We start from the raw sequence: 16,506 nt of genomic DNA on the forward strand, positions 1-16,506 counted from the left end.
ACTCTGATCCTATTATGATATATTTTGAATATTATAGAGCTTCCTTACAAATGTCCTCGGACCTTTATGGTAAAAGTATACATATGATTTTCATTACGGTATACTTATGCTTTTTTAATATTGATGATTATATCGAAAGCAAGTGTTGTGCGCGATTATGCGCTTTGCACTTGCTTTTTTTGTTGCGTTTCGACAGTTTTTTTAGGGGTTATGACAATAATTATTATCGTTCAAACCATTGAAATATTGTTATAGAACTCCTCTTTGCACGGTCAAAAGTCTATTAAGTTAGGAGATAGGAAAATGGGAAAAGCGCTTATTATTGGTTGTGGTGGAGTGGCATCAGTAGCCATCCATAAATGTGTTCAAAACAGTGAGGTATTTGAAGAGATTTGTATCGCAAGTCGGACAAAATCAAAATGTGATGACTTAAAAGCCAAACTAGATGGCGGCAAAACGAAAATTACAACTGCACAGGTTGATGCAAACAATGTTGATGAGTTGATTGCTTTAATTGAAGAAGTAAAACCAGATATCGTGATGAACTTAGCATTACCGTATCAGGATTTAACGATCATGGATGCTTGTCTGGCTACAAAAACAAACTATATGGATACAGCAAACTATGAGCCAGAAGATACGGCGAAATTTGAATACAAATGGCAATGGGACTATCGCGAACGTTTTGAAAAGGCTGGTATTACGGCTCTTTTAGGAAGCGGCTTTGACCCTGGTGTAACAGGCGTATTCTCTGCCCATGCGCTTAAACATCACTTTGATGAAATCGAGTACATCGACATCCTTGACTGTAATGGCGGGGATCATGGCTATCCTTTCGCGACTAATTTCAATCCTGAAATCAATATCCGCGAGGTTTCTGCTAACGGAAGATATTGGGAAAACGGTGAGTGGATCGAAACTGAGCCAATGGAAATCAAACGCGTCTATAACTTCCCTGAAGTTGGCGAGAAAGATATGTACTTGCTTTATCATGAAGAACTTGAATCTCTTGCTGTAAACATCCCAGGCATTAAGCGGATCCGTTTCTTCATGACATTTGGCCAAAGCTACATTACTCACCTAAAATGTCTTGAGAATGTAGGCATGACTTCCATTGAGCCCATTGAATACGAAGGAAAACAAATCATTCCACTTCAATTCTTGAAGGCTATGCTACCAGATCCAGCTTCACTTGGACCTCGTACAGTTGGAAAAACAAACATCGGCTGTATCTTTAGAGGTAAAAAGGACGGAAAAGAGAAATCTTATTACGTTTACAATGTTTGTGACCACCAAGAATGCTATAAAGAAGTCGGTTCTCAAGCAATTTCTTATACAACAGGTGTTCCTGCAATGATCGGTGCGATGATGCTGATGACTGGTAAATGGAATAAACCAGGCGTATTCAATATTGAAGAATTTGATCCAGATCCATTTATGGATGCATTGAACAAGTGGGGACTTCCATGGCAAGAAGACTTATATCCAGAACTAGTAGATTCTGAGCCTATTAAGGTAAAAGAGCCGGAGCTTGTTCGATAAGATGCGGTTTGAGGAATTACCAACACCCTGTTATGTAGTCGATGAAAGTCTTGTCGAAAAAAATCTAAAAATCCTGAACGGAGTCATGGAACGGACAGGAGCAAAGATTGTTTTGGCGCAAAAAGCATTTTCTATGACAACCATGTATCCTCTCATTGGAAAGTATTTAAGCGGTACAACAGCAAGCGGCTTGTACGAGGCTCGTCTAGGTTACGAAGAAATGGGCAAAGAGAATCATGTCTTTGCCCCTGCCTATCGTGAAGATGAAATCGATGAAATTGTCTCCATTTCCGACCATATTATCTTTAATTCCTTCTCACAGTTGGAAAAATTTAAAGATAAAGCCCTTCAAGCTGGTTGTAAAGTAGGATTGCGCATCAATCCTGAATGCTCTACACAAATTGGACATGCCATCTATGACCCATGTTCACCAGGTTCTAGGTTTGGTGTTACAAAAAAGCATTTTCGTCCCGATTTGCTTGATGGCGTTTCAGGGCTGCATTTTCACACTCTTTGTCAGCAAAACTCTGATGACTTAGAAACCACTCTTCATGCAGTGGAAGAAAAGTTTGGTGAATGGCTCCCGCAAATGGAATGGATCAACTTTGGCGGCGGTCATCATATTACAAGAGAAGATTATGATATCCCGCGCCTAGAAGCTTGTATTAAGAGAATGCAAGATAACTATGGTTTAGAAGTCTATCTTGAGCCGGGAGAAGCGATTGCTTTAAATGCAGGTTACTTGATAACGTCTGTTCTTGATCTCCATCAAAACGGATTGGAGATTGCGATTCTTGACACGTCTGCCACCTGCCATATGCCTGATGTATTGGAAATGCCTTATCGTCCCCCTCTTTTTGGATCAGGGGAAGCTGGAGAAAAGCCATTTACGTATCGACTTGGCGGGCAAACCTGCCTGACAGGCGATGTCATCGGAGATTATTCTTTTGATCAGCCATTAAAGAGCGGCGACCGCTTAGTTTTCGGTGATATGGCGATTTATACGATGGTCAAAAACACCACTTTTAACGGCATGCCATTACCAGCCATCGCTATTCAAGATAAAGATGGAGATTGTCGTGTCGTGCGTGAATTTGGCTATCAAGATTTTAAGATGCGACTAGCTTAAAAGACTACTATCTATGAAGAGAAGCAATTACGAAGTTGTAGCTTCTCCTTCCTGAATATCTATTGAAAAAACCAGATTCTGAAAGATGAGTCTGGTTTTTATTAAAGAGTCTGAATTATTTTTGAACACTTAATATTTAGATATTAAGTGGATAATAGGTTATAATCGAAAGAAACTCGTAAAAAGAAGATGATATTTTGTTATGTAAGAGCCTAGAGTTCAAAAATGTTTTTGGACAGAAGATAAAAGTCATTGAAATTCCTGTGTTAGAAACAAATAATCGCTATTATTTTATGATACAAGTTCGTTTACAAATGTTTATTTCTTATCTTTATAATAAACCTCACGAAAAAAGCTGCTATTCCTTTCGTGAATATTTGAAACGAAAATTGAGTTGGCCTGATTACCAAGATTTATTTCGTATGATGGAGTTTAGAAATAACGCTTAATTTTTTTAGAAACTTTGTTTAAATGATAGCAGTAAAACGAGAGGATGAATTCAATGTCACACTTTACAAATGCAACAATCACCAAAAAGGCAAATATATATTTTGACGGAAAGGTTACAAGCAGGACGATCCAATTTCAGGACGGAACCCAAATAACTTTAGGTGTTATGCTTCCAGGCGAATATGAATTCTCTACATCTCAAAAAGAAGAGATGGAAATTCAAGCGGGAAAACTGGAATATAAATTAAAGGGTCAGGATTGGGAGCTAATTCAAAATCAAGGTGTATTTTATGTGCCTGCAAATGAAAGCTTTTTATTAAAGGTTCATTCTATTGTTGATTATTGCTGCTCCTATCTACCTGAATAGCAATCAAACATTCTATTATTCGCAGCAAAGGAAAAATACGTTCTTCGATTATTAAACGAACTCATTATGGTATATAAATCTAAAAAACCTCGATTAGATCGAGGTTTCTTATTGTTCATTATGATCATCTAATTTTATAACATAACATGTCAGGTATACTGATTTTCTTTAACATACAAACCTAGTCGTGAACCCTTCTAAAAAGCGAACCGAGCTTCACATTCCTGAGCACACAGATCCCTTAAGCATTCCCTTTTACAAACACCGTCTTAATGGCGGTAAAGAATTCTTTGGCTGCTTCTCCCTGTTCGCGGGAACCTGTACTTGATGCTTTCATTCCACCGAATGGAGCTTGGAGTTCTACACCAGCACTTTCTGTATTGATTCTTACGAGACCTGCTTCAATATCATCGACGAAGCTCAATAATGAATTGATGTTGGATGTAAAGATAGAGGCACTTAGGCCATATTTTGTATCATTTGCAAATTCAATCGCTTCTTCTAATGAATCAGCTTTGATTAACGCGATGACTGGGCCAAAGATTTCCTCCTGGGCAATAGCCATTTGTGGTGTTACATTTTCAAAGATAGCTGGAGTAATAAAAAATCCGTTCTTATATTCTTCTCCTTGTAAAACTTCACCGCCCAAGATTAGGGTTGCCCCTTCTTCTCTGCCAATTCCAATGTATTTTTGTACAGTGTTAAACTGGGCTTTACTTGCACATGGCCCCATCCAAATACCATCTTGTAAGCCATTACCCACTGTTATTTTTTGGTTTCTTGGATCAGTTTTTCTTTAAATTCATCATTGAGCGGTTTCCAAAATTGGTATCAATGCTTACATGTCCGATATCAGTAATCTCCGTAGAGTTTTGTACTAAAGCAGGCCCAAACGACAATGTTTGTGTCACCCCTTGTTCAACTAATTCCTCTGCGGTTGTTTCCGTTTCCTCATATATTTTCATCGATCCGTCTTTGTATAGTTTTTCCTCTATTTCCTGATCGAAAGATTACTTTTTCGATTCAATGGCTTTTTGATAATACAGCAAATAAATGGATAAAGATATTCATTGACATCTGTTTCTACCATTCATTATACTAAAGTTATAATAACGATACAACTGTACCACGATGCGGTTAATTATTTTATCATCAATACTATATAAAGAACATTTTCAAATAAATCCTCGGATTTTCATATTAAAAAAAGAATCTAATAGTAGATGAGGGATAGAGATGGGCTTAGTTAAAGTTGGCGTGATTGGAATAGGAAATATGGGTAGTTCACATGTTCATATGCTGGATCAAGGACAAATCAAAGGAGCAACTTTAACGGCGATTTGCAGTAGTAATGCAAGTCGAACCGAATGGGTGAAAAATAATACGCAAGGTAATGTGCAAATTTTCCGGGACGTAGAGACCTTTTTTAATGAGTCGGGAATTGATGCCGTCCTTATTGCCACACCACATTACAGTCATCCGGAACTCGCCAAAAAGGCCTTTGCGAAAGGAATACATGTCCTCATTGAAAAACCGGCAGGCGTCTATACAAAAGATGTACTGGAAATGAATGAGGCAGCGAAGTCTAGTGGAAAAGTATTTGGCATCATGTATAACCAAAGGGCCAACCCGCTTTTTCAAAAATTACGAGACCTTATTCAATCAGGTGAACTTGGCGCAATAAAACGGATCAACTGGATTGTTACGGATATTTACCGTTCACAAAGCTATTACGATTCAAGTAAATGGAGAGCCACATGGCAGGGTGAAGGAGGCGGTGTTCTATTAAACCAGGCACTACACCATTTAGATATTTGCCAGTGGACAACAGGATTTCTGCCAAAGAGCATTCGTGCCATGTGCAGTATAGGAAAGTATCATGATATTGAAGTGGAAGATGATGTAACCGCATTTTTGGAATATGAAAATGGAGCGACAGGTGTGTTTATCGCTTCAACAGGAGAAGCTCCGGGATCGGATCGCTTTGAGGTTGTTGGGGATCGAGGGAAAATCATTGTTGAAAATGAAGAACTTACTTTTTACCGATTAACACAATCTGAACGTGAATTTAATGCTTCGTATACAGGCGGTTTCGGTAAGCCTGAATGGCAGAAAGTCGTAATTCCTGTAAAGTCTGAAAATGCAAATCACTCCATGATTGTTCAAAATTGGATTGATTCGATTGTTACAGGGTCATCATTATTGGCACCGGGTACAGAAGGCATAAAGGCGTTGGAAATTTCAAATGCCATTTACCTATCTTCTTGGCTAAACGAAATAGTAGAATTACCTATCGACCCGGACCTCTATTATGAAAAATTACAAGAAAAAATCAACACTTCCACATTTAAGAAAAAGTCCGTCTCCAACACTACCTTAGATGTTTCTGGGACGCATTAAGTACTACAACAATGAGAGATTTTAACGATTTCTAAACCAATACAAGGCGAACAGTACCTGTCACTGTTCGCCTTTTCTCAGTAGGTTTTTATCGTCGGAGGTATATAGTCTAAAAATTTATCTAATAATACATCTGGTTGTTCTGCGATAATTGCCATCGAACGGAATTTCTCTTGGAGGAATCTTTGTTCGATCATATGGTCAAACAAGCTGATCAATGGGTCATAATAATGATTAATATTTAGAAGACCACAAGGCTTTTGGTGCAAACCAATCTGACCCCACGTGAACATTTCAAAAAACTCTTCAAGTGTACCGGTTCCACCAGGCAAGACCACATATCCATCAGACAAATCAGCCATTTTTGCCTTTCTCTCGTGCATGGTTTCAACGGTAATTAACTCCGTTAAGCCTTTATGAGATATTTCACGTTCCTCCAATACTTTAGGGATCACACCAATCGCATGACCGCCTTCTTTTAATACAGTATCTGCAACTGCACCCATCAAGCCGTTACTCGAACCGCCGTATACTAAGGTAATATTTCGTTTTGCTAACTCTTTTCCTAATAGAATGGCTCCTTCTCTATAAGCCTCAGAAGCACCAAAACTCGAACCGCAAAAGACTGCTAATCGTTTCATATGCTGTTGCCTCCCCATTTTTTCTATCTATTATAAAATATATATGATTCCCATTGGAACTAGAATACAGATATACCGACGATTACTGACTTTATATCTGTGAAACGAAGGACTTATAACAGGAGAGCCAAACTTCCCTTACTAGATTCCTCTAAATAATTGACAGTTTCTAAATTGTAAGAGACATCTATTTATTATCCCCCTGTGTATCTCCTTGTAAGATTCATAAGCAAAAAACCAGCAATGACTTTCCCTTGTGTGTTAATGATTTACCTGAATTTTTTTGCGTAAGCTTCCAACAAACCATAGTAAAAGTGGGATTCCCACCATATTGACAGGCAGGGCAAAATAGAGCCAATAGGTTTTATCATAGATGAAGGTATACGTAGGGTTTGGAAAAATAACGGCTAAAACGAAAAAGAATGCCGAAGTAACCCAGATCAATTTCCGCCAGTTTTTTATATGGAACAATTGTGCTGTGCCATAATTGGCTAAAAAGAAGTAAAGCGATAACTTGATAAAGATACTAAGAATCCAGACTAGAACCGCAAGGATTTCTAAGTTTTGAATAAAATTCATGACGGTAACATAGCTCACTGCATCAAAAGCAGGGTGTCGCAGCTTCGATGCGATTTCGGGGCCCAAAATCAGCAAAACCCAAATAGCGACGGTACTAACTAAACAGGAGGCTGCGGCAATTCCCAAAACCGCTCTTTTTGGACCCTTGTTGGGGTGATCCATAAATGAGAGCAGCATCAACATCATGACAGACTCCCCCAAAAAGGAAAGAGGAGGGAGAGTCCCTTTAAGGATCGGCACTAAGCCGGTATCTGAAAAAACAGGGAGAAAATTCTTGTAATTGAAAATTGACACGGATAAAATCAACAAAATAAACACAGATAAGAAGATGATGGGACCAAACACTTCGCTGCATCGTCCAATTCCTTCAATTCCACCGCTGTAAGTTATATAAATCAGTAACAACAACATTGTTAAAACCAATACCCACAATGGTGTGGTGGGAAGAAGGATGGTAATCGTGAATTCCGCAAATTCTCTTAAAATATCGCCAATTACGGAATACCATTGAATAAGATAGACAATCACAATGAACATTCCGAGCCACTTCCCAAAAATAAGTTTACTGTATTCAATAAGTGTTTTGCCGGGATACAGCAGGGCTGCCTTTGATGAAACATAAACAATCAGCATCCCCAAAATGCCGGCAAGGCCATAGGAAATCCAAGTATCCTGTTTCGCCTCTTGAAAGGTTGGGGATAGAGTAAGCAGGATCATATTTCCCGTTTCGAAAGTGAACATCAACCAAAAAATTTGTAGCCCTGAAAGTTTCATTTTTTTATCTCACTTTCTTTGAACAATAATGAGGGTCCATCCATTCCGAGCTCCTTGATCTTTATATCTGTCTTGACTATAATGCCCGCTTCTGAAATTTTCTTGTCCCAATCATACTTCAGGGATTTCCACTGGTTTGGTTTCTTTCGGTGGATCACTTCACCCAATCCAAAGATATCAAGGCCGTATTTCTTTTGGACTTTTGTAACCGTTTGTTGAACTTGTTTTTGAGAAATTTTTTCAAATTTCTTTTCTAGCCGTTTAAGATTATTTGGGTACTGAACGTCCAAACCTGAATTATTTTCCTTCAGGGATCCTTCACCTTTTAAGGTGACAGTGAATGTAATCTGCTGATTTTTACTTATATGTGGTTCGATTTTACTGCTGAGTTTGTTTAAGGTGAGGCTGGCATTGATATCCTTTTTTTTAAAACCAATTGTAAAATTTTTTAGGATCCCCATCACCCAAAGCATATGTCTGTTTTCTTCCATATTCAAAATTCCTTGCATTTTAAGGTTTTTATCAAATATAGCAACACCAGCCACCCGAAGTAGCGGGGGATTAGCTGAATCTGCTTTCCCTTTTTTTACTCCTTCTTGAGAACTGCTAAATTCAAGAACAGGAATAGAAGGGCGTAAACCGTCACTGGTAGCGGCCATGAGGAGACTTAAATAAGCCGTGTTCCCTCTGCCTCCACTTAGTTCATGTTCACTTAATGTGGCAATAGCCGGTGGATTTTCTAATGGATTGGCTACAGAAAGGGCTTTCTTCGCCGTCGACCCTTTGATCACAAAGACATCCGTCCGCAAACTAACATCGGCTCGCCGTTGTGTGTTATCCAGGTCTCTTTTCAGTCCTCTTCTGGCAAATTGTTCTCCGAATATAATAACGCGCCTCTGTCCAGAAAACGCCTCTCTTGGAAGTTTTGTCTGTATGTTTTGCAAGGCGTCGCTTAGATTTTTTCCTCTCGCGGATATTGTAAAAAAGCCCTTTTGCATTGTTCCTCCTCCACCGCCTTGGGTTTGAATGTTGGAGGGAATGACAATTTGTCCGCTGACTTCTACATCATCATTTTCGGCAACATCCCAACCTGAAGCAAGCCAAATGGCCTGTTCATTTAATTCCTTGCGATCCCAGCAACCAGAGATAAAAAGGAAGGAAAAACATAATCCTAAACGAAGAATGATCTTCTTCAATCGTCTCTTCCTCCTTTTTGGGGATCTGGCTTCTGGCCGGGGGGGACCCGCTGTTTATCCCTGCCAAATGTAAAAATTGGACCAGTCTGTAAAGCCCATCTGGGTGACCTGACTATTACATCCTTTAAATCAGAGGGAATCTGCGGGGCCACCGGAGTAAAATACGGAACACCAAAAGAACGCAGATTGACAAGATGGATCGTCAGTGTAATAAAACCTAGGGTAATACCGTAAAAACCAAACATCCCAGCTAATATTAGCATGGTGAATCTTATGAGCCGGAGTGCAGTTCCAAGATTGTAACGTGGAATCGAAAACGATGCAATTCCAGTTGTGGCCACCACAATGACCGTCGGAGCAGAAACGATGCCAGCTTGTACAGCAGCCTGGCCGACGACAAGTGCTCCGACGATACTGACGGCTGAACCGACCGCTTTCGGCAGTCGGATTCCTGCCTCCCTTAGACCTTCAAACACAAATTCCATGAGCAACGCTTCGATGATTGTTGGAAACGGGACACCTTCCCGGGCAGCCGCAATACTAATAAGAAGTTTAGTCGGAATAAGTTTTGGATGATAGGTTGTAAGGGCGACATAGATAGATGGTAAAAAGAGAGCTATATTAAACAAAACATAACGAACAAGTCGAATGAAGCTGGTATAGATAGGCCGTTCATAGTAATCTTCAACCGCCTGCATTCCATCCCAAAATGTCATTGGCACAAGGAGGGCAAAGGGAGTGTTATCGACGATTATCGCCACCTTTCCTTCCAGCAGGTTGGCAATGACAATGTCGGGCCTTTCGGTATTTTGGATTTGCGGGAACGGGGAATAAGGCATGTCCTCAATAAATTCCTCGATATATTCTGATTCTAGTATTGCGTCAATTTTAATGCGGTATAGCCTTTTGCGGACCTCTTCCAAGAGGGATTCACGAGCAATTCCCTCAATATAAGCAATTACAACATCAGTTTGAGAAAGCTCGCCAATCGAGAGGGGCTCGAATTTCAGTCTTGTGCTGCGGATTCTCCTGCGTAGAAGGGTGGTATTTGTCCGTATTGATTCGGTAAACCCTTCTCTCGGACCTCTAATAGCAATTTCTGTCGTTGGTTCTTCAACATTGCGCTTTTCAAATCCTGTTAAACTGGCAAGTAAAGCCTCTGACTCTCCATCTATTAACATTCCGACATTCGCCTTCAAGATTCCGTTGACCAGGTCGTTAATATGTGAAACAGTTTTAACTGGAGTGGCAGAAAAAAGTTGCTCCTCCATTATTTGTACAATTGTACGCATTTCACCTAATTCGTTGGGAAAACCATCAGACAATATAGGCTTTAACAGAATATTTTCCAGTGTTATTGTGTCAGTTAACCCATCTAAATAAATTAGAAGTATTTTAGGTTTTCCAGTTATATGAATAGGGCGAATAACAAAATCAGAGCATTTTTGAAACATTTCTTTTAAAATTTGCTCGTTTTTTGAAAGATCCGAACTGAACGGTTCGATTTTTTCATCTTCAGAAGGCAGTGAGGTCATCTTTTTCAATTCGTTTAACTTAATTCGTTTGCGGAACCGAACCATCATCAGGCCCCCTTTATTTAACTATGTATATTTTTCCAATTATAGGGGTTAATATGCGCTTTGGCCGAACCTAAGATGGAATATTATTTCATTATATCTAGAAAATTTTCACTAAATTTGAAACTGCTAATTAAGTTGTTCACTTTTTAAATCCGTTTTTTATAACTCTAGAACTGTTCAAGCATGTTTTTTATAGGACAAGAATAAAATCAAGAAAAGGACAAATCACTGGAAAGGTGATAAAAGTGAAAGAGATTACCTTTAAAGCATTTGCCATTACCCATGAAATTGATTTGAACAAAATCGCCATCCATTGCGGTATTCCCAAAAAATTCACCTGGGAACAGCCACTAATCCTAAGAGGCGATATTCTAGAATCGATCCTCCACCAAAATGTAGATGATTCGCAAATGGTATTAGTCTTTTCTTTTGGCAGCATTGTCTTCATTAATCACTCACACGTGGATGAGATAACAGTCCTACTTCACTACATCCATTCCTTTGAACCAGACTTTGAAATCGAACAGGCCGACAGATATACAGACGACTACTGCCTTCATATTACTGAAACGGAGAACCTTGAATTAACCGATGAATATGTGGTTGTACCAGAATTTGAGGATTTTTACCCTGAATTGATTTCTACTGTCATTGCAAAATCGGTGGCGCTTGAGAAAACAGAGGAACAACTTGGGAAAATCCATGACAAACTCGAAACCATGATCGATAGGCTGGAGAAAGGCAGACTGCGAATCGGCAACAAGGAATTGGCACGGACAACCGCGAAAATCGTGCGTCACGAGTATAATACGCTTGCTTATATCATGATTTTGGATAAGCCTGATATTACATGGACGAGCAGCACGGCCAGCGAATTTTACGACAAGATGGTCGAGTTTTTTGAGTTAAATGATCGCTATAAAATTTTGAAAAGCAAAACGGACATTTTATATAACATCATGGATGGTTTTTCGACAATTAGCCATTCGATCCGGGGACTATTCGTGGAATGGATCATAGTAACTCTAATTGTTGTTGAGATTGGTCTGACGATATTAGAAATTGGCGGATGGTTATAAAGGATTTATGTTTTAAAAAAGAGACACCTAATTGTCAGGGTGTCTCTTGCTTTGATTTGGTAATAAACCCTCTAGCTAAGGCTAGCTTTCATTTCTTCTACGGATTCTACTTCAAATCCTAAATCAAGTAACATTTTGTGATCTTCCGTTTCATCTTGTCCAGCAGTGGTTAAGTAATCACCGACAAAGATGGAATTGGCTGCATATAAACCCAATGCTTGGAGTGAACGGAGGTTGACTTCTCGTCCACCTGATATTCGAATTTCCTTTGTTGGATTGATAAAACGAAATAACGCCAAAACCTTTAAACAATAAAGTGGGTTCAATTCTTTTACTCCTTCTAATGGAGTACCATCAATCGCATGTAAGAAATTAATGGGAATTGAATCCGCATCAAGAGCTTTTAAGCTGTTAGCCATATCGACTACATCCTGCTTTGTCTCCTTCATCCCTACAATAACACCCGAACATGGGGACATTCCGTATTCCTTTACCGTTTCCACCGTAGTGATTCGATCATCGTATGTATGTGAAGTTGTGATGTTTTCATGATTGCTCGCAGATGTATTGATATTATGATTGTAACGATCTACCCCGGCTTCTTTTAATCGTTTTGCTTGTTCAGGTTTTAACAGCCCTAGACAGGCACAAACTTTCAATCCATATGTTGTCTTTATTTCTTTAACTGCGTCCACCACGTGATCTACATCTTTATTAGATGGCCCTCTACCACTAGCAACAATACAATACGTCCCTATATTTAAATCATGTGCACGTTTTGCACCTTCAATTATAGTATCCTTATCTACCATTCTGTAAGAATTAATCGGTGCTGTCGAAATCGAAGATTGCGAGCAATAGCCACAATTTTCGGGACAGAGTCCAGATTTTGCATTCATGATCATATTAAGCTTTACTTTTTTCCCATAATAGCGCTTTCTAATTTGAAAAGCAGCATGCATTAGTAAAAGTACGTCATCATCAGGACAATCTATAATTGAAAGGGCCTCCTGATTTGTTATTTCCTCCCCATCTAACACAAGATCTGCAAGTTCCATCCATTTACTCATCTTTATCCCTCCATTTTATTTCATTTACCGTATCTACCCGATAAATACTAACTATCCATAGTTCCAACCTATGTCCCTCTATTGTAAACCAAAATAATTAAAAGGTTAACAATTAAATCATATAATTGTTAAATTATTCCGTTAATAAAATTCGGAAAATTTTTCTTATGTCCAAATGAAAGACTATTTCTAGATTATTCCGATAACTACTGCATTGCGCTTGGGGGTACGAACGGATATTGAAAGGAGATTACAGTATTAATGTATTGGATCAAAGCGGCAGGAGTTTTTTCCTTCCGCCAAATAAAAAACTCAAATAAAGTCCACCTCCACATAAAATAGCGGGAAATGGACTTTAAATGATCTCTTTATATAGCACCTTTTGTTTTTTATCCATCTGTTTGTCTAACCAGCCAACCAAATCTCCTAAAAACTTCTCTCTTCCCACTCCATCAAAGGGGCGATGCTTGACTAAAGAGTACTCATATAGCTGTTTATCCTTTGAAGCAACTTGTTGAAAAAATTGGCTCAGCTTTGCTGGTGGTGTAATTCTATCGTCAAGTCCGTATTGCAATAAAAACGGAAGACTAATCGACGTTGCTTTATTTACGACGCGTGAAGTCGCTTGGATTAAGCTATGTCCCAAACCTGGTGTAACGATATTGTGACGTAAACGGTCGGAATAATATTTAGCACGCACGGCTGAATTTTTCCTCAGCAATCGAAAATTTCGAGATTTATTGATACTATAGTCTGCTTTAAGCTTCCCCATTAAGCTAATGCCTAACTGCTCTATCGGTGTCACTTCGTAAGAGATGGCAGGAGAAATCGCAATAATGCCTGAGATACCTGCGCTATGGTCTAAGCAATAGTCGAGGGTAATCAGGCCGCCAATGCTATGTCCGACAATATACAATGGTAATTCGGGCTGATCTAGAGAAACGAGCTTTCGAAACTCGTGTAAATCCCCTCTAAATTCATCCCAAGACCGGATAAATCCCCTTTTACCAGTGCTCTTTCCATGACCGCGCAAATCAAAGGCATAAACAATATATTCTTTTTCAACCAAGCTTCCACTTAGATTCTGGAGCCCGCCGCTATGGTCGCCATGTCCGTGAACTAAAATAACTGCCGCTTTTGGAGCCGTTAATGGTTCGATCACTTGAAAAAATAGTTCTGTTCCATCGACACCATTAAATGTCCCTTCTGTTGTCATGCTATTTAATCCTCCAGTTGCAAACAATATTAAAACAAGTCTTTGTAGTTTAGAAAGCTTATTAAGTTCCTTTTATTATAAAACAATGCAAAAATAACCGCAAAAAAACTTGGACTTTGGAAACCACAGCTATATACTCCGGCACCTTATGTTTGTCTAAAAAATCGCTTACAAATCTTAATACTTTGAATATTATAAAGTATATATACAAACCTAAGAAATTGTATTATTATTTCAATAATATAAAAATTAAAGAAATTTCGACAAAAATATAAGCAGCCATTTGATAGGAAAAAATGTCTATAAAAATTCGACAGCATGTACGGGAGGTGAGTAAGATGGAAATCCTTGAAAATAAGCGGTATTCAACAAAGGGTATATGTACGGTAGAGGGATGCGGTGAACAAATAAAAGCACGACAGTTATGTAATAAGCATTATGTAAGAATGAGAAGGTCCGGAAAAATAGACACTATTAGGGTAGAAGCTTGCTCAATTGACCATTGTCTGGCTGTAGACTGTTCCAAACCTTATTTTGCAAATGGATACTGTGAACATCATAACTACATTTACAATAAATTAGGCTACCCACATATGCCAAAAGTAATAAAATTATGTGGAGTTAAAAATTGTTCAAATTACCACTTTCTTAGAGGGCTATGTGAAGGCCACTACAACGAGTGGATATCAAATCTAAAAAAATTACCAGCTTTTGCTGCGAATGAGAAAATGTAATTATTCTGTCTATATGATGTCCATGGAGACGAATACTATGATTAAACCATACCTACAAATAGACCTTCTTATGAAAGGTCTATTTGAGCATATTAGGATATTGTTGAATCATCTTCCTGACTAACGGACTGGTTTGTTCCGGTAACTCGTGTAACGGAAAAAATCCAGCATCAATTGACTCTTTCCCATCAATTTTGATTGTTTTCTTTTTTATATCTTTTGATACATAGGCAATCGTGACTGGATAGAATTCATCGCCATTTGGCAACTTTCGAAAATACTGCTTACCTGAAAATATCTCTACTAACTGAAGTTGGCCAATTTCAACGCCGGTTTCTTCAAACACTTCTCTTCTTCCGGCCTCCTCGACAGACTCCCCTAATTCTAATAGCCCGCCTGGAAGTCCCCACATGCCTTCAGGTCTTTTTTGTAAAAGAATTTTCCCCTGATCATCAATTACGCACACCATTGCACCTACTAAAATAAGTGGCCGGTTCCCGACTATTTTTCGTAAATCTTCAATATAGCCCATCATTAACCTCCATAAATTGCCTCATAATCATTATAATCTAGCGAATTGGTGCCTGACACTCATTTCGACACCCAATTAAAGGAAATTTTTAAAAATGCGTCTTTTCTTGGTATAATAGATTATGTTTTTTAGATAAACTTGAGGTGAAGATGAAATAAATAAATTAAAGTATGATAAAGATTTGGATATAACTCTCCAAAAAGGTACGACCTATATATATACTTACGCCTATGCTGAGGATGAACGCTCTTTGTGTGCTTTGGAAATGCGCTCATTATTCGGTGAGGTGTCTCAATCTAATGTCTTGGAAAGTTTCGTAAAAATCGATCCAAGTCGAAGCCCGTTTATTAAAGAAAGAATCACGGTGCTATATGAGGTGGAAAGCCTTGAGGATCTTTTTATACAGGTAGAAACTTTACAACTAAGCGGAGCAACGTTTAAAGTCACCTATGTAAAAAATAGTGGTCAGGCAAACAGTGAACAAGAAGGATTCGAAAACCGACGTGCCATTGAACGAGAGCTTGGCTTACACATCAATGGTCAAGCAGATCTTCGTCATCCTGATCGATTGTTTGGCGTCATGAATATAGACGGAAGTTGGGTCTTCGGTGAGTATGTAAAAAGTGAGTCGGTTTGGTTTCGGCATCAAAAGAAGCCAAACGGTTATTCCACAGCGCTCAACACACGTGTGGCTAGAGCAGTGGTAAATATCGCCATCCCCAATCCAAACGGAATTAAGGCCATCGATCCTTGTTGTGGAATTGGAACCGTCCTAGTTGAAGCTAGATCGATGGGAATTGATATTGTCGGAAGTGACCGCAATCAGTTGATTCTTCCTGGAGCACGAGAAAATATGATACACTTTGGTCTTAACGGAGAAATACACTTAGCTGATATTCGCGATATCACCAATCATTATGATGTAGCCATCATTGATTTGCCTTATAATTTGTGTTCGGTGATAACCCCTGACGAGCAGCTGGAAATGCTCCAAAGTGCACGTAGGTTTGCTGACAAAGTGGTCGTCGTTACCGTTGAACCTGTCGATGAAATTCTTTTAAAAGCTGGTTTTTCGATTATTGATCGAGCGATTGCTAAAAAAGGGTTATTTATACGAGAAGTGATAGTATGTAATTGATAAGGCTCCATCTTTGCCTATTCATTAATAATATAACGTAATCTTTATTAAGTTTTATCGTTACGAAAAGAGGGGAATG

Annotated in this window: 16 protein-coding genes and 1 pseudogene; 8 read left to right on the forward strand and 9 right to left on the reverse strand. The window is 38.8% G+C overall.

Annotation, left to right across the window (positions count from 1 at the left end; genetic code table 11):
• Positions 1–303: 303 nt before the first annotated feature.
• The 4 genes from QF028_RS24800 to QF028_RS24815 all read left to right on the forward strand — a co-directional run bounded on the left by QF028_RS24800 (position 304) and on the right by QF028_RS24815 (position 3,488).
• Positions 304–1,542, forward strand: a complete 1,239-nt coding sequence (locus QF028_RS24800) for a saccharopine dehydrogenase family protein (protein ID WP_214713660.1) — start codon at positions 304–306, stop codon at positions 1,540–1,542.
• 1 nt (position 1,543) lies between these two features.
• The gene (gene nspC, locus QF028_RS24805; RefSeq protein WP_429472521.1) at positions 1,544–2,671 is read left to right on the forward strand and encodes a carboxynorspermidine decarboxylase; all 1,128 of its coding nucleotides are present in this window, start codon (positions 1,544–1,546) and stop codon (positions 2,669–2,671) included.
• Positions 2,672–2,868: 197 nt separating this feature from the next.
• Positions 2,869–3,120, forward strand: coding sequence for a DUF2535 family protein (locus tag QF028_RS24810; RefSeq protein WP_429469860.1), 252 nt, complete (start codon positions 2,869–2,871; stop codon positions 3,118–3,120).
• Between the two features lie 53 nt (positions 3,121–3,173).
• Positions 3,174–3,488, forward strand: a complete 315-nt coding sequence (locus QF028_RS24815; RefSeq protein ID WP_429469862.1) for a pyrimidine/purine nucleoside phosphorylase — start codon at positions 3,174–3,176, stop codon at positions 3,486–3,488.
• Positions 3,489–3,729: 241 nt separating this feature from the next.
• Here QF028_RS24815 and QF028_RS24820 read toward each other — a convergent pair.
• Both QF028_RS24820 and QF028_RS24825 read right to left on the reverse strand, forming a co-directional pair.
• A pseudogene (locus QF028_RS24820) lies at positions 3,730–4,295 on the reverse strand (aldehyde dehydrogenase family protein); the annotation flags it as partial.
• The gene (locus tag QF028_RS24825) at positions 4,274–4,453 is read right to left on the reverse strand and encodes a hypothetical protein (protein ID WP_429469864.1); all 180 of its coding nucleotides are present in this window, start codon (positions 4,451–4,453) and stop codon (positions 4,274–4,276) included. The gene QF028_RS24825 and the pseudogene QF028_RS24820, both read right to left, overlap by 22 nt.
• Positions 4,454–4,724: 271 nt before the next feature.
• On the opposite strand from QF028_RS24825, the gene QF028_RS24830 reads away from it, so the two are divergent.
• Entirely contained in the window at positions 4,725–5,888 is a 1,164-nt protein-coding gene (locus tag QF028_RS24830) for a Gfo/Idh/MocA family protein (RefSeq protein ID WP_429469866.1), read from the forward strand.
• Between the two features lie 77 nt (positions 5,889–5,965).
• On the opposite strand, the gene QF028_RS24835 is transcribed toward QF028_RS24830, so the two are convergent.
• The 4 genes from QF028_RS24835 to QF028_RS24850 form a co-directional block, all read right to left on the reverse strand.
• Entirely contained in the window at positions 5,966–6,529 is a 564-nt protein-coding gene (locus QF028_RS24835; RefSeq protein WP_410887858.1) for a TIGR00730 family Rossman fold protein, read from the reverse strand.
• A gap of 261 nt (positions 6,530–6,790) precedes the next feature.
• Positions 6,791–7,882, reverse strand: coding sequence for a GerAB/ArcD/ProY family transporter (locus QF028_RS24840; RefSeq protein ID WP_429469868.1), 1,092 nt, complete (start codon positions 7,880–7,882; stop codon positions 6,791–6,793).
• Complete coding sequence (locus QF028_RS24845) at positions 7,879–9,078, reverse strand: Ger(x)C family spore germination protein (protein WP_429469870.1); 1,200 nt, start codon at positions 9,076–9,078, stop codon at positions 7,879–7,881. The genes QF028_RS24840 and QF028_RS24845 overlap by 4 nt, the downstream gene beginning before the upstream one ends.
• The gene (locus tag QF028_RS24850; protein WP_429469872.1) at positions 9,075–10,661 is read right to left on the reverse strand and encodes a spore germination protein; all 1,587 of its coding nucleotides are present in this window, start codon (positions 10,659–10,661) and stop codon (positions 9,075–9,077) included. Before QF028_RS24850 ends, QF028_RS24845 begins: the two co-directional genes overlap by 4 nt.
• Before the next feature lie 242 nt (positions 10,662–10,903).
• On the opposite strand from QF028_RS24850, the gene QF028_RS24855 reads away from it, so the two are divergent.
• Complete coding sequence (locus QF028_RS24855; RefSeq protein ID WP_429469874.1) at positions 10,904–11,737, forward strand: RMD1 family protein; 834 nt, start codon at positions 10,904–10,906, stop codon at positions 11,735–11,737.
• A 71-nt stretch (positions 11,738–11,808) separates the two neighbouring features.
• On the opposite strand, the gene bioB is transcribed toward QF028_RS24855, so the two are convergent.
• Together bioB and QF028_RS24865 are read right to left on the reverse strand one after the other, a co-directional pair.
• Complete coding sequence (gene bioB / locus QF028_RS24860; protein ID WP_429469876.1) at positions 11,809–12,807, reverse strand: biotin synthase BioB; 999 nt, start codon at positions 12,805–12,807, stop codon at positions 11,809–11,811.
• 355 nt (positions 12,808–13,162) lie between these two features.
• Entirely contained in the window at positions 13,163–14,023 is an 861-nt protein-coding gene (locus QF028_RS24865) for a lysophospholipase (RefSeq protein ID WP_429469878.1), read from the reverse strand.
• Positions 14,024–14,361: 338 nt separating this feature from the next.
• Between QF028_RS24865 and QF028_RS24870 the strand changes: the two genes are divergently transcribed.
• On the forward strand, positions 14,362–14,757 hold the full coding sequence (locus QF028_RS24870) for a hypothetical protein (protein ID WP_429469880.1): 396 nt from the start codon (positions 14,362–14,364) through the stop codon (positions 14,755–14,757).
• Between the two features lie 79 nt (positions 14,758–14,836).
• On the opposite strand, the gene QF028_RS24875 is transcribed toward QF028_RS24870, so the two are convergent.
• A complete protein-coding gene (locus QF028_RS24875; RefSeq protein ID WP_429472523.1) occupies positions 14,837–15,289 on the reverse strand; it encodes an NUDIX domain-containing protein in 453 nt (150 codons plus the stop codon).
• A 259-nt stretch (positions 15,290–15,548) separates the two neighbouring features.
• Here QF028_RS24875 and QF028_RS24880 point away from each other — a divergent pair, with 259 nt between their 5' ends.
• Positions 15,549–16,427 (forward strand): TRM11 family SAM-dependent methyltransferase, encoded by an 879-nt coding sequence (locus QF028_RS24880; protein WP_429472525.1) that lies wholly within the window; start codon positions 15,549–15,551, stop codon positions 16,425–16,427.
• Positions 16,428–16,506: the final 79 nt, after the last annotated feature.

Origin of the sequence: Neobacillus sp. B4I6, from assembly GCF_050434045.1 — a bacterium.
In the GTDB taxonomy this organism is placed as follows: Bacteria; Bacillota; Bacilli; order Bacillales; family Cytobacillaceae; genus Neobacillus.

Bases quoted from the DNA above. Each gene is read 5' to 3' on its own strand.
- bioB (WP_429469876.1), bottom strand. From the start codon at position 12,807: ATGAGTAAATGGATGGAACTTGCAGATCTTGTGTTAGATGGGGAGGAA.
- QF028_RS24840 (WP_429469868.1), bottom strand. From the start codon at position 7,882: ATGAAACTTTCAGGGCTACAAATTTTTTGGTTGATGTTCACTTTCGAA.
- QF028_RS24800 (WP_214713660.1), top strand. From the start codon at position 304: ATGGGAAAAGCGCTTATTATTGGTTGTGGTGGAGTGGCATCAGTAGCC.
- QF028_RS24865 (WP_429469878.1), bottom strand. From the start codon at position 14,023: ATGACAACAGAAGGGACATTTAATGGTGTCGATGGAACAGAACTATTT.
- nspC (WP_429472521.1), top strand. From the start codon at position 1,544: ATGCGGTTTGAGGAATTACCAACACCCTGTTATGTAGTCGATGAAAGT.
- QF028_RS24815 (WP_429469862.1), top strand. From the start codon at position 3,174: ATGTCACACTTTACAAATGCAACAATCACCAAAAAGGCAAATATATAT.
- QF028_RS24825 (WP_429469864.1), bottom strand. From the start codon at position 4,453: ATGAAAATATATGAGGAAACGGAAACAACCGCAGAGGAATTAGTTGAA.
- QF028_RS24850 (WP_429469872.1), bottom strand. From the start codon at position 10,661: ATGATGGTTCGGTTCCGCAAACGAATTAAGTTAAACGAATTGAAAAAG.
- QF028_RS24830 (WP_429469866.1), top strand. From the start codon at position 4,725: ATGGGCTTAGTTAAAGTTGGCGTGATTGGAATAGGAAATATGGGTAGT.
- QF028_RS24835 (WP_410887858.1), bottom strand. From the start codon at position 6,529: ATGAAACGATTAGCAGTCTTTTGCGGTTCGAGTTTTGGTGCTTCTGAG.
- QF028_RS24875 (WP_429472523.1), bottom strand. From the start codon at position 15,289: ATGGGCTATATTGAAGATTTACGAAAAATAGTCGGGAACCGGCCACTT.
- QF028_RS24870 (WP_429469880.1), top strand. From the start codon at position 14,362: ATGGAAATCCTTGAAAATAAGCGGTATTCAACAAAGGGTATATGTACG.